Origin of the sequence: Mucilaginibacter ginsenosidivorans, assembly GCF_007971025.1 — a bacterium.
Taxonomy (GTDB): domain Bacteria; phylum Bacteroidota; class Bacteroidia; order Sphingobacteriales; family Sphingobacteriaceae; genus Mucilaginibacter; species Mucilaginibacter ginsenosidivorans.
Genome location: NZ_CP042436.1, coordinates 2,106,299 through 2,120,142 on the forward strand (window position 1 = coordinate 2,106,299; position 13,844 = coordinate 2,120,142).

The window sequence follows — 13,844 nt, forward strand, 5'->3', positions numbered from 1 at the left end:
ACCTCGCAGAATGATCGTAAATTGCCTTTATAAATAAGACCCCGTTTTAGATGGCTGCAAAAGCAACTACCTGGTTCAGGAAATACAAATTGCTGCATGTATTGATGTGGACCATTGTAATGGCATTTTCTTTTCTCGCTTATTACAATCCTGCCACCAGTATTTTTTCCCAGGTCGCCAATGTTGTTGTGGTTAGCGCATTTCAAACTATCCCCTTTTATTTTTCGGCATATGTGTTGGTGCCCCGCCTTCTTTACAGGCGAAAATTTGCGGCGTTCATTATTTCATTTATTGTTTTAGTGATCTCCATGGGGTTAATAACTCTGTTTTTCACCAGGATAGTGGACCATCTTACCACGCACGCGCAAACCATTATACCCGATTGGCAAACGCTGGGCCCCTCGGTGGACCTGTTTATATGGAACAGTATACTTGCTGCGTTCGGCGCCAGCGGCTTAAAAATATTATCCGACCGCTTCCGGATTGAAAAAAGGTTGGTTGAAGTGGAGAAGGAGAAGATACAAACCGAGTTGTCGTTCCTCCGTTCACAGATCAACCCTCACTTTCTGTTCAATGTGATGAATACCATCTATTTCCAGATAGAAAAAACAAACGCGGATGCCCGTATCTCGGTCGAAAAATTTTCGGAGATGCTGCGCTACCAGCTTTATGAATGCACAACAGATAAAATTCAAATACAAAAGGAACTGCTTTATATACAAAATTATGTGGCCATCCAGACCCTGCGTATGGAGAAGGAGTCCGATATCAGTTTAATGATCGATGATGAAATGGGCGAATTCCTGATAGCCCCCCTGCTGATATTGCCAATTGTCGAAAACGCATTCAAGCATGTCTCAAATTTTAAAGAGGCTCACAGGAATAAAATACACCTCACCGTAAAAAACCAGGATAAGAAAACTTTTTTTGTGGAGGCGGTAAATACCTACGATCAGTCGGATGGACAAAAGCACTTGTTGCAAACGGGAGGCCTGGGTATACAGAACCTGAAACGGCGGCTCGAGCTTCTGTACCCGGACAGGTACGAGTTGAATATTAACAGGAATGAAAACACTTACCAAACCGTTCTAAAACTGCAGTACGATGATTAATTGTTTGGTTGTTGACGATGAACCCATCGCCCGTAACGGGATGCTCGAATATATCGAACAGGTTGAGTTTTTGCATGCTGTAGCGGTATGTAAAAACGCGATAGAGGCAAGCTCGGCTCTTCAAAACAACATGGTCGACCTGGTATTCCTCGATATACAAATGCCCAAAATAACAGGGATCGATTTTTTAAAGAATTTGCCAACCCCGCCGCTGGTGGTCTTTACGACTGCTTTTCCCGAGTACGCCATTGAGGGGTACGAACTCAACGTACTGGATTATTTATTAAAACCCATCAGTTTCGAACGTTTTTTTAAAGCGGTATTAAAGGCGCAAACCCAGCTAAGTTTTAAAGTAAAACACGACCTGCTGGCAACCGACTCCTATTTTTTTATCAAATCGAATCAAAAGCTCGAAAAAATACTCATCGCGGATATTTTGTATATCGAAGCATTATCCAATTATGTCATCCTGCACACTAAAAGCAAAAAGCATATAGTGTATATGAGTTTTAAGGACATGGCCAGCCAGTTGCCGTCGGGACATTTCCTGAAAATTCACAAATCATTTATTGTAGCTGTAAACGCCATACAATCTATCGATAACAACGAAGTGATTTTAGCGAGCCATACACTTCCCATCAGCAAAAGCTACCGTTCGTCGGTGATGGACAGTATCGGGAAAAATCTTTTTAAAAGGTTGTAGAATAAAGAGCCGGCAACCTTGGGGAAGCTGCCGGCGTCAATCAACAACTAACTAAACAAACCTTATTATGACCCTTTTCAAGCTAATAACATTCCCGCCGGAGATGTCGTCAGCAAAGTTGAATTATTTCAGAAAAACCTGCTGACCAAGCTCGGCGGATTTTTCATAGATTTAGATGAGTGAACCTTTAAGCAATAAATGAATAACCTAAGCGTACGTAATTATCTTTTGGGTATGGCGTTTTTCCTGTGCTTCGCTGTCGCTTGCATTCAACCCGTACAAAAAAAGGATATCACGACCATTACCAGCGCTGAAGATGAATATTACAACCGCGGTAATATGGAGCGCGTATTCAAACTGGCTAACTCCGCAGGCAGCGACGACCATCAAAAACCGGGGCTAAGATCCATATGTAAAGCCTCGTTGCTGATGGCGGAAGCAAAACTGGCACAAGGCGATTATACATCGGCGACACTTTACCTGGGGCGCTCGCAAATAATTTCCGCCCGTATCAAAAGCGATTCATTGGCGGCAGAAACTTATTTGCTCAAAGGACAACTATATGTGGCGCGCCTCTTGCCCGACTCTGCCACAACGACATTTGAACAAGCCGAAAAGCTGGTTTCAGTAAAAACACCTGTTTGCGGACTTCATCTTGTATTGCAAAAGATCGGCCTGTACCGCCAGGTTCACAAAGTGGGCAGGGTTGATACCTTAACGGCGCAGCTCACTATCTTTCCCGGTATCAAAACTTATAACCGGGGTTATTACTATGCACTGGCCCTGGCAAACCGCATCCAGTTTTTTAATGATAACGGCAGTCCGGACAGTGCGTTCAGCCTGTCGGCAAAACTGAAGGGCGTGGTGGAGCAAAACTTCCCCAAAAACAATTACCTGCGCGCCCTGCTTTACCAGGCATTCACCCGTTCGGGCCTCAATAATATGGACTATGACAAGCCCTTGAAGAACGCCCGCGAAGAGTTATTGTACGCCCGCCAGTGCGGTAATGCCACGGCCCTGTTCAATGCTTATTATGATGTGCAGCAAGCCTATACCAACAAACAGGATCATAAAAATGCGCTTTTGTATGCAGATAGTATGGCCTTTGTGCAGGAAGCGTCGTTTCCGGCAAAAAGCAGCGGCGCAAACCTGGTCAATATCACCTACACCCGCATATTTACCAATACGCACGATTATAGTAAGGCGAAGTTTTACGCACGCAAAAGCATCACCTTGAATAAAGTGATGTTCGGCGACAGCAGTGCTGAACTTGGCCGTAGTTATTCGCTGCTGGGTAACCTGTATTCGGACGAGGGTAAGTTCGACTCGATGCTGTACTACAGCCTGAAAGTGCTGAAAATAAGACAGGCCATTTACCCGAAGGATCACCTGCAGATCGCCTTTTGCCTGGACGATATTGCCCGCACCTATAACAATATGGATAAAGGTGCATTGGCCTTGCCATACCAGCGGGAGGTGGAACGGATATACCTCAAAAACTATGGGCCAACACATAGTTACATGGCATGGGCCTATGATGCTGAAGCCGACTCGTATGCGCAGATGCACCAGTTTGATAAGGCTGTCGAATATAATAACAGGGCGCTCGGTTTGTTCATCTCCGATGTGGCCAGGGATACGGCAGCAATAAACCGCACCTCCGAAATACCTTTTGATACCTATATCCCTGATTACCTTACGAGCCGGGTTGTGATGTATACCAATAGGGCCATCAATTCCAGGGAAAAGGCTGATAAGATCAAATACCTGGAGGAAGCTTATCGCATTGCCAACGCCACCGATAAGTACATGCAAAGCTATACCCGCCATTTCGATTCGCCCGAGAATGTTTCAACAGCTTACCAGCGCATGTACGACTACTACAAAATTTGCGCTGATATTGCCTACCGCCTTTACCAGCTTACCGGCGAGGGCAGGTATCGCAACAGCGTACTCAACTATTCCGAAAACAAGCGGGGGGCCTTCCTGCGCAGCAGCATACTCAACTCAAAAACCATTCAATTTTCTGGTGTACCCGATGCGGTTATAAAGGACGAAGCCGCTGTGCGCAGCGCCGTTACCGCTGCCGCCGGCAGGGATGTGCCGAAGTCAAAAAAAGACAGCGTCAATAAAGCGTACCAGCATTTTTTGAACAGGCTGGCTTCCAAATACAGCAATTATTACCGCCTCAAATATCTGCCCTACCAGCTAAACGAAAAGGAAATTCAGCAATGGCTGCTCAATGATTCCACCGCCTTTGCCGAATACCTGTTCAGTAAGGAGCGCATCTATATTTTAGTGACCACGAAAAACAAAAGTTCCATTATCGGGCTCGAACATAAGGATTCTGTTGTGATGCAGATCGATAGCCTGCGCCAACTGTTAAAAACCGGCGACGCAAAAAAATATTATCAAAAAGCTTATGCCGTTTATATCAACCTGGTGCAGCCCATGGAGCAGTACGTCAAACCGGGCTCAAAGATCATCATCAGCGCCGACGGGCCCCTGTCGACCTTAAGCTTTGAGGCGCTGCCCACAAGGCCAAAACCTGCCGGTAATAATTTTGACTCGCGCGATTTCCTGTTCAACAAATATAATTTCAGCTATGCTGTATCGGCGTTTTCATTGCTGAATCCTTTTAATAAGGCAAACAGCTCCAAAGAGAAAAAGGAGGTTTATTTTTCAGCACCTGGTTTTGATGAGGGATTGAAAGACGATTACAAGCGTTATGCAACCAGTCGCCGCGAGTTGCCGGATAACGAATACCTTTCGTACCTGTACCAGCCCTTTATGCTTCAATTGGGCAGCCAGCTGGCCGGCAAATGGCACGTAAAGGAAGAAACCGGCCGCCATGCCACCGAGTCGGACTTTAAGGCCAATGCGCCCGGCAACAATATCGTGCAGGTTGGGTCGCATGCCATTTTGAACGATATCGACCCCATGCGCTCCTGCCTGGTGTTCGCCAAAGAACTGACGACCGATAAAGATGCTAACGACGGCTACCTGTACTCGTCCGAAATATACAACCAGAAGATCAATGCCGACCTGGTGATACTCACCGCCTGCGAAACCGGCGGCGGCCTTTATAAGGAAGGGGAGGGGATGATGTCGCTTTCATACAGCTTTGAATATGCCGGCTGCAAAAGCGCTATCATGAGCCTGTGGCCCATTGACGAAAAGGCCGCCTCGGAGATCACGGCAAATTTCTATAAGCACGTGGCCAAAGGCGAGAGCACGTCCGATGCGCTATATCATGCCAAAAAAGATTTTCTTAGCTCTGCCGACCCTGGCTTGGTGAACCCGTTCTACTGGAGCGGCCTGGTACTGCTGGGGCAGAACGAAAAGCTACAACTCGAAGAAAAAAGCGATTGGTCAAAATACGGCTGGCTTTTATTGATCGCGGTTGCATCCGGCATTGGAGCTGTTGCTTTTACTAAGTGGCGGCGTCGCAGGCTTGCCGCCTGATCTATTTCAATTGCGAAAGAAGCTCACCCGCTTTGTCTGCATATTCTGAACCGGAATTTTTAAGTTCGGTCAGCAGCTTCTTTGCCTCCCCGGTTTTATCCTCGTGCACCAAAATAAGCGCCGAATACCATTTGGCCTTTACACCTAAATTGCTGTCCGCGGGTTGGCTGATGGACGTTAGCAGTTGCAGGGCGCTGTCTTCATTTTTCAGGCGCACCTGGCAAAGGGCGTCGTAATATTTCAGGGTATCGTTTTGCGGTTTATCAAATAATAACTTACCGAATTTGCCTTCTGCTGCTTTGTAATCGCCCGATTTATAGTAAATCATAGCATCATCAAAAGGCGTTGCTTTGTCGCCCATCAGCGAAGGCGCTCCGGCATCATCTTTAAAGTTAGCTGCAAATATTTGCTGGTTGTTGGAGTTCCCTCCTGATTTGAACAGGAAGATGACGATGGCCAGGCCTGCTATTGCGGCCGCAGCGGCCAACCAGCCAAAAAGTTTACGCACGTTGTTGCTGCCCGGAATAGCTACCGCTTTTTTTTCAACGGTCTCGTATTCCAGGTGTATAGCGTCCAGTCGTTGTTTGATGCTTGCTATTTGCACTACTCTCGATAGCTGCAGCTGTGCGGCCACTTCTTCGGCAAGTGTGGTATTATTATTCATTTCAAGCCCGAACGCAGCAGCTTCAGTCTCGTCCATCTGCCCGTTTATAAATCTTACTATGTCTTCTGTGTTATACTTGCTCATTTTATTTCCTCCCGCCAGTTCTTCTCAGGTAAAGCGCCCGTAGCTTTTCAATGCATTTGTATTTCTCGTTCCGCATCGAGCTTATCTCGTACCCCGTTATCACGCTGATCTCCTTCATGTTCTTCTTGTCATAATAGAACAGCGACAATATCTGCCTGCACTTATCGGCCAGTGCGGAAAACATCCCCATAAACTCATCTATCTCCTCGCGTTTGATCAGGTCATTCAGTACGGTTTCGTCTGTTATAACGTCCATCTCACCATCATCAGCTATTTCGATAAATTTGCCCTTGCCCCGCAATATCTCCATCCATTTGAATTTGCATATCGACCTGAAGTACCCGTGCAGCATGGTTTCATTGGTATGGTTGTATTTGCCCGAATGGATATTGTCCCACAAAGCTATTACACCTTCCTGGAACAGGTCCTTTGCATCATCCTCCGAGCCGCTGTTTTTCAATACATATTGTTTAATAACCGAATAATGCGCCCTATATATCTCGCGATAAGCCGCATCACTATTATTTAACAGTAGCTGGTATAAGTCAGATTGCATAGTGGTTTTAAGTACCTGCAATCTACCAAATTTTTATTTTGTAAGCTACTGTAAGGCTGTTTTATAGCTAATGGGGCGGGCGAGGAAAATGTCGTCACCGCGCAAAATAAAAATCGGGCCTTAAGGCATTTCAAAACAGGACGCCAGAAACAAAAAACCCCTGTAAATAATACAGGGGCCCATTTTATCCATATTTTCTGAACGATGGTTATAACAGTAAAAAACCTTTGATATAAGTTTGCCCCCATTGCCCCCAATCCTTGGTGGCCTTAAGTAAAGTTTCGCGATAGGAGGCATTGTTCGCAGGTTTTCCTTTTTTGGGTGGTACAACTGTATTGGGCGGCAGCGTTGTATCGGTTACCTTGGTCGCAAACCAGGTGATATTTTCGTGCGGCAGCGCCACGCCCAGTATCATGCCCGGCAACCCGCTGAAATTTTCCGGTCCGCCCGAAACAGGTATCTCTGTGGTGTAAAACGCTACCACATAAATGGAGTCGCATACAATAGCGTTGGCCCTGCGGCAATTGTATCCTGCTATTTCGCGGGTCTCATCAGTTATTTTCCACCGTATCTTTCGCGTAGTATCTTTTACCAGGAAAGTCTCCTCGAAAACCTTTTTCTGGCTCACCTGGCTATTGGTCGACAGGTCGGTATAGACAATATTATTCTGCGTTGTCATGGGTTCGTCGCCAAAAAAATTGTTCGACGTGGTTTCCGGTTCTATCGGGTTAAAAATGGTTTTGTTGCCGGTGAACGACAAAGTGCTCTTCAATACTTTAAATTGCGGATTGTTCTTCATGAAATTATCCACAAAAGGCTGCATAAAGGCTTCATTGTCCGAATTGATCCTTTTCTTCAACAGGGCATACATGTTCATATTCCGGTTAAACTCTACGGTGCCTGATGTGGTAAAATGCGCGTGCTGGGCAAAAACTATATTGCCTGTAAGCAACAGCACGATAAAAATGATGAATGTGTGTTTCATAGCGTTATTTTTTTGGGGCACCCCCGCCAACATGATTAAATTCCCATATAAATTCCACCAGGAAAAACCTTTTAATGGTGGTGTACCTGTCCTGTGTTATCAAAGTTCCGCTCGATCCCCGGTCAAATCCCGAATTTTGATTCAGGATGTCGTTACATGCCAGCGATAGTTTAAAGGATTCCTCTTTGGTAAAGCTTTTGGTAATCTTGGCGTTCCACAAAACACGGGAGAAATCAGTTGGGAACGTTTGTGTTTTGGACGTGTATTGATAATTGGCGTCGGAGCTGATCTGGAATTTCCCCGGCAGGTACACACCAAATTCACCATAACCCTGGAAACCGTGCCCGTTGTTGCTCGTTTTTTGCAGTGATGACCCCCCTGTGGTATAAGTTGGACCGAAATTAAAATTCACATTGAACTTTTTCTCCGCATACCTCGATACCTGGAGACTTGGCGAATAACTATTTGACGTAATAATATTTAATTGGTTGTTGGACAGGTTATAGTTTTTACTCCCGTTGGCATTCAGGTTAAGGCCTATCTGCAATCCTCCTAAAGGTATTTTACGGCCGAAATATAAACCGCCGTAATAGTTATACGGCTTTTTATCCAGGTTGATGTATTGTGTGGTTGTGCGGCCACGTATAATGGCCGTTGCCGAGGTATCTGTAACAGAACTGTTTACTATGGGGTTTGTTATGAATGAAAAATTACCGTAAATGCCCAGGTATTGGTCGGTTAATACTTTGTACGAATGATAATTAATACGGAAATTATTCGTGAACGACGGCGTTAAATTCGGATTCCCCAACACAATGTTCAGCGGGTCGCTGTTCACCAGCACCGGTTGTATCTGGTCTACCGTCGGCTGGGTGGTCCTTCCGTTGTAATTAATGTTGAAACCCGACTGTTTGGTAATATCATACCGGATGAAGGCCTGCGGCGCCCAATTCACAAAAGTCCTTTTGAATTCGTCGCCGGTATACAAATTCGTCTGGTCGAAATTCACAAAAGTTACCTTACTGCCAAAATTGAATGTGACTTTGCCTCTTTTGTAGTTTACTACGGCCCCGCCCTGGTTTGACAGGTCGTTCAACTTATAATCGTTGCTATAAGTATTGTCAAGCACGTTATAGACCCCAGGCGATGACTGGTTGAAGGATTTACGGTCGGCACTGCTGTTGGCTATACCCAGCCCGTAGTTAAATATAACGGACGTGAATTTTGACAGAGGCTCGGTGTAAGTCATGCTGCTGTTCAGTACCGAACTTTTCAGGTCGTTGGTCTTATACTGATCTACTATACTATCGTGGCTGGTATTCGGATTATAAGTATATGAGGTGATATCTGAATACAAGTTTCCTTTGGCGGTGCTTTCATTGTAGCTTTCGCTGATGTTCCACGAAAATGTACGGCCCTTTTTCTTGAATTTTTTTGTATAGAACGCGCTGATGTCAAATATTTTGGTGTCGACATTGTTTTTAACTTTCCTGATATTGTTGTTTACCAGGTTGCCGTCGCCATCTGTTGTAGATGAGTGGTAATCGCTTAATGTCTGGCTGTTTTTAGATGTTCCGTCTGCATAAAGTTTAAGGTCTGAAGTGGTATCGATCTTCAGTTTGTAGGTAGCGTCCAGTTTTTGCCTGAACAGGTAGTTGTGGTACTTTTGGTCCGAGTTGGTGTTTTGCACACCTGTAAGGGAATAATTGTTTTGTGATATGTTATTGTCAGTGCCGTCCACGGTAAGCGACCCGATCTTGTAATTTCCGTTTAGTGATTCCTTGTCGCTGTTCCACTTCGTATCGTAATGCGCTCCGCCGGTACGCGCTATCGGGATGCCCTTGCCATCATAGTTCCCGTTCCACGAGTCCAGGTCGTCGCCGCCACCGCTAAAGAACATTACACCATCATCAACCACCTGCACATTGTCGCTGCCTCCGCCGTACTTTTGGCTATCCTGCCAGCCCAGGCCCGTTTTTCCGTCATTTCCCACGGTTCCGTATACCGAAAACTTCTGTTTCCCCTTAAACCTGTTGAAAAGTACCTGGCCCTGGTAATACCCATCGTTGCCTGCACCCACGTCCGCCTTGCCGAAATAGCCGTTCTTCTTATCTTCTTTCAGTTTAATATTGAGCGTTTTGGTGCGCTGACCGTCGTCTATCCCGGTAAAGGTTGCCTGGTCGCTTTTTTTGTCGTACAACTGCACTTTATCCACCATGTCGGCGCGCAGGTTTTTGGTTACCAGTGTCGGGTCGTCGCCAAAAAATTCCTCACCGTCTACCAGTACCTTATTCACTGTTTCGCCCTGGGCGGTAATTTTACCATCCTTATCTACCTGTATGCCCGGCAACTGCTTCAGCAGGTCCTCTACTTTGGCATTAGGCTGGGTAACAAAGGCACGGGCGTTAAATTCTGTCGTGTCGCCTTTTATTTTTATCTGCGCCGCCGTCCCCTTTACTATCACTTCCTGCAGCAGGCGCGATTTCAGGTTCATGTTAATGTTACCGAAGCGGTGCTCCGGTTTAAGCGAATCCAGGCTGAATGGTTCCACATAATCCGCATAATCGGGATAAGACACCAGCAGGATAAACTTTCCTTTTGTAAGTCCGGTTAGCGAAAACGATCCATTTTCGGCCGTTCGCGTAAACTTAACCAGTATCGAATCTTTCGCTTCGAGTACGGCAACCGAGGCATTACCCAGTTTCGCATGTTCCACGCTGTCTGCTATAACGCCTTTTACAGCATAATTGCTTTGCGCAGATACAGATAACGAAAAAAGGGAAATAAACAGGCAGAGTGAGAGTGTTGATCGCATAAGGTAATGTTAGGAGCCCCTAAAGTAAAACTAAAAGATTAGGAAACAAATTGCAGACTTGTTAATTTATGTTAAAAAAAGTTAAATTGCTGATTAACTATTATTTGGCCGAATAGATTTTTAGGTTTTTCCAATCTCCATCCGAAGTGTTGCCCACCCAATAACCAATCATTTTTCCGTTGCTGTGTACAAGTTCATTTACCGTTAGTGATGGGGTAGTGTCGCCGTTCACAAATACTTTGATGGCGGCGCCCTTTATTTCTATCCGCGCATGGAACCATCTGTTCGGATCGGGGGCCGGGTTTACGGGCTTTTCGTATTGGCCGGGGTGCTCGTTACGAAGTTTTTCCCAGTCGTACACAGGCAGGGCGACATACTGTACGGCATGGGCCTTTCGGACAGGGTCCGTTGCTCTGAAATTGAACGGCCTGAAATAGATGACCTCAAACGTCTTGTCATCCACTCCGTGAAAAGCAATGCCCACAAAACTATGCTGCAATTCGTCCTTGCCTTTAATATCAATCTCAATGGCGCCTTGCGTAAATTCTTGCCCCTTTAACCACGCCACGCCGTCATCACCTTTCGCGTCAAGGTGTATCACTTGCGTGGCGCCGTCCTTCTCCAGGCTTAGCAAACGGTTGACCGGCACAAGGTCTTTCTCCGTAATAGTTTTCTGCTGCGCGAAGCAATTAAAAGAAGCGCAAAGTATGATAATTGCAATAATGGGTTTCATGGTGGCCGGTTAATTTGCCGGATCGTCGTCAAGAAATATGCCACGGGTGTAAGTTGTTTGAAGTCAGTACTTTTAATAAAGAACTACTTTTCATTTGTGTGCGGTTTTGATAGGCCCTTGTTCGCTAACGTACAGCGGCTTTATGACCCGTTGCGTTATATGTAGGGTAAAACCGATTATGGGCGAAACATTTTCAGCCTCCTAACTATTTGATTGTTTATGGAATTAAGCACGCAAATAGTATGGCTTTTTATTTTGGCTATCCCAATAGCCTGCATAGCCTGGACGGTAACTCACGAAGAGGTTTTTCGCGAGCCACGGGAGTATTGCGTAAAGCGCTGCCACGAAAGCAAAACGCTTGCCGGCCGCAAGTTTTTCTATTTGTTCACCTGCGAATATTGCTTCAGCCACTACGTAACCCTAATTATGCTTTTCATAACCAATTACCAGTTACTGTATATCGGCTGGCGGGGTTATATCATAGCGGGATTTTCTCTCGTATTCATCGCCAATATTTATATGAGCCTGTTTGCGCTCATCCGTACCGACCTGAAAAAAGTGCGTTTGGAAGCCGAAAAAGAAGAGGAAAAAAATAAGGAGCCTCTGTCAAATCGTTGAACGTTCGTATTGTCTCACTTTTAGTAAAAGTCTGATATTAAAGTCGCTTTTCTTTGATGAGGGATTTAGGATGAGTTAAACCGTTATTTCCCCTCCGTTACACCCTTCCAGTCATCCGAGCGGAACGGACCCACCGGGTAACCTTCTTTATTGAATAAGTTGGCCTCTACAGGGGCGTTGGTCCAGGCATAGCGTACAGAAACCGGCTGAGTCACCTGGCTGCACCACACTTTCACCTGCTTACCTTCGATCTCTGCTTTCGCGAAATAGAATTTTTGATCGGCCCCGGCCAGTTCAAAGCCCTTGATGTAGCCATATTGATCTTTGGCCATAAGTCCATCATCTACATTGGTTAAATTAACCATCACATAACCATCCTTAAAATCCGCCGACTTAAACAGCGGGCTCCTGTTCTCATTCGGCATAGTATAAACCGAGTTCAGGGCCTCATAGGCAAGCCGGTAGCCCACATCCGCCTTGTCCGTCGGGTGGATATTATTGGCATCGCCTATGTCGGTAGTAACCGCCATGCCTGTATTGGGCAGTTTTAATGTCATCGTTTGTGCTTCCCGTAATTCCGCCCAGTCGCTGCCCTGGTTGCTGTTGGGCGTTGTACCCCACGATGCCAGTTGCACAAACAGGAACGGGAACTGCCGCCCCCACTGCTTGCGCCAATCGTTGATAAGCAGCGGGAAAGTGGTCCGGTATTGATAAGCCTTGCCTGCATTGGCCTCGCCCTGGTACCATAATACCCCTTCCATAGCGTAAGGTATCACCGGGGCTATCATCGCATTGTAAAGTGTACCAACGCTGTTATTCGGGCTGAAATCGAAATGGTAGGGTTTTGCCAGGTCGGGCATTACGCGCCAGTTGAAGTCGGACAGATTAACCAGCGTGTCCGTGAAACGGGTATATACATTGGTCCAGTCGCCGTAAATGCCCAGGCCAAACCACGGCTGGTTTTTCTGCAGCGACAGCAGTTCTATTACCAGGCTGTTATCACCGCCTTTCCAAGTCCCGGCAGGCAGATCGACCTGGAAGTTGCCATTCACCATGGCAGGTTTTACGGGGTTGCCGTTAATATAAAGCTGCATATCAGCATCCGTCAAACCCAGGTGCAGTACCGAAGTTTTACCGGCGTAGCTGTTGTCAAGTTTAATGGTCCGCTGCATAAAGCCAGCACCGCGGTATGACGCCCAGCGGCCCTGCCACTCCCATGCGCCAACGCCGCCCTTTTGCCATTTATCAAAAAATGAGGCCGGTTGCGTTGCCAGTTGAGTTATAGTATAAGTTGTCGGCGCTGTGTTTTGAAAAGCATAGGCCCGGATGATGCTATCCACCTGTAATTTCAAACCGTCCCAGGTTTTTGGCATTCGTTTTACCCCGGCAGCCAGGTTAGGATCGGTCAGCATCGATTCCCGGCTTATCCAGCATTCGGCCTGTGTGCCACCCCAACTGCTGTGTATCAGCCCTACGGTAACATGCAGCTGTTGTGATATCTTTTTAGCGAAGAAATAGCCCACTGCCGTAAAATAAACTACGGTATTGGTATCGGCCCGCACCCACATCCCATCCGCAAAGTCTTTGTCGGGTGTTAGGCTCATGGTATGTTTTACTAAAAACTGCCTGATGTTTTGCTTGCGCGCTGTTTTTTGTTCTGCTTTAAAGCCCTGCGCGCTTTGCAGCACGAATTCCATATTTGACTGGCCCGAACACAGCCACACTTCGCCCAACATTACATCGCTGTAATGCAACGTCTCTTTTCCCGAGGCGATGTCCATAGTATACGGGCCGCCTTCCTTCATCGGCTGCAGCGTCACTTTCCAGTCGCCTTTCCCGTCCGCTTTGGCGCTTACGGTTTGCCCGTTAAAGCTCACAGTTACTTTTGCATTTTTGGCGGCCGTGCCCCAAACAGGTACCAGCTGGTTACGCTGTAAAACCATGTGGTCGCCAAATATCCTGGCAGGTTTTACTTGTGCCTCTGAGCGGACGAAAAAACATAAACAGATAATTGTTAGCAGGACGGTTCTTCTCATGTGGCTAAATTAATGAAAAATGAATAAGAAAACTTTTCCGATTCCTTTCGGTTTATTAAAGAAGCCTGGGTCC

10 protein-coding genes are annotated in these 13,844 nt (G+C 46.3%); 4 read left to right on the plus strand and 6 right to left on the minus strand.

The window, feature by feature from the left end; genetic code table 11:
- The first annotated feature begins 50 nt into the window (after nt 1–50).
- The 3 genes from FRZ54_RS09635 (at nt 51) to FRZ54_RS09645 (ending at nt 5,280) form a co-directional block, all read left to right on the plus strand.
- Complete coding sequence (locus FRZ54_RS09635; RefSeq protein ID WP_147031403.1) at nt 51–1,112, plus strand: sensor histidine kinase; 1,062 nt, start codon at nt 51–53, stop codon at nt 1,110–1,112.
- Complete coding sequence (locus FRZ54_RS09640) at nt 1,105–1,815, plus strand: LytR/AlgR family response regulator transcription factor (RefSeq protein ID WP_147031404.1); 711 nt, start codon at nt 1,105–1,107, stop codon at nt 1,813–1,815. The genes FRZ54_RS09635 and FRZ54_RS09640 overlap by 8 nt, the downstream gene beginning before the upstream one ends.
- 198 nt (nt 1,816–2,013) lie before the next feature.
- The gene (locus tag FRZ54_RS09645) at nt 2,014–5,280 is read left to right on the plus strand and encodes a CHAT domain-containing protein (RefSeq protein ID WP_147031405.1); all 3,267 of its coding nucleotides are present in this window, start codon (nt 2,014–2,016) and stop codon (nt 5,278–5,280) included.
- A 1-nt stretch (nt 5,281) separates the two neighbouring features.
- Here FRZ54_RS09645 and FRZ54_RS09650 read toward each other — a convergent pair whose 3' ends face one another.
- The 5 genes from FRZ54_RS09650 to FRZ54_RS09670 form a co-directional block, all read right to left on the minus strand.
- Nucleotides 5,282–6,028, minus strand: a complete 747-nt coding sequence (locus FRZ54_RS09650) for a tetratricopeptide repeat protein (RefSeq protein WP_147031406.1) — start codon at nt 6,026–6,028, stop codon at nt 5,282–5,284.
- A 1-nt stretch (nt 6,029) separates the two neighbouring features.
- Nucleotides 6,030–6,584 (minus strand): RNA polymerase sigma factor, encoded by a 555-nt coding sequence (locus FRZ54_RS09655; protein ID WP_147031407.1) that lies wholly within the window; start codon nt 6,582–6,584, stop codon nt 6,030–6,032.
- 208 nt (nt 6,585–6,792) lie between these two features.
- Nucleotides 6,793–7,569 carry a GLPGLI family protein gene (locus FRZ54_RS09660; protein ID WP_147031408.1) on the minus strand — a complete coding sequence of 259 codons (777 nt, stop codon included), beginning with the start codon at nt 7,567–7,569 and terminating at the stop codon, nt 6,793–6,795.
- Nucleotides 7,570–7,573: 4 nt separating this feature from the next.
- Nucleotides 7,574–10,384, minus strand: a complete 2,811-nt coding sequence (locus tag FRZ54_RS09665) for an outer membrane beta-barrel protein (RefSeq protein WP_147031409.1) — start codon at nt 10,382–10,384, stop codon at nt 7,574–7,576.
- 100 nt (nt 10,385–10,484) lie between these two features.
- Nucleotides 10,485–11,117 (minus strand): family 16 glycoside hydrolase, encoded by a 633-nt coding sequence (locus FRZ54_RS09670; RefSeq protein ID WP_147031410.1) that lies wholly within the window; start codon nt 11,115–11,117, stop codon nt 10,485–10,487.
- A gap of 219 nt (nt 11,118–11,336) precedes the next feature.
- On the opposite strand from FRZ54_RS09670, the gene FRZ54_RS09675 reads away from it, so the two are divergent.
- Nucleotides 11,337–11,735 carry a hypothetical protein gene (locus FRZ54_RS09675; RefSeq protein ID WP_147031411.1) on the plus strand — a complete coding sequence of 133 codons (399 nt, stop codon included), beginning with the start codon at nt 11,337–11,339 and terminating at the stop codon, nt 11,733–11,735.
- An 83-nt stretch (nt 11,736–11,818) separates the two neighbouring features.
- Here FRZ54_RS09675 and FRZ54_RS09680 read toward each other — a convergent pair whose 3' ends face one another.
- Nucleotides 11,819–13,771, minus strand: a complete 1,953-nt coding sequence (locus FRZ54_RS09680; protein ID WP_147031412.1) for a sialate O-acetylesterase — start codon at nt 13,769–13,771, stop codon at nt 11,819–11,821.
- Nucleotides 13,772–13,844 lie beyond the last annotated feature (73 nt).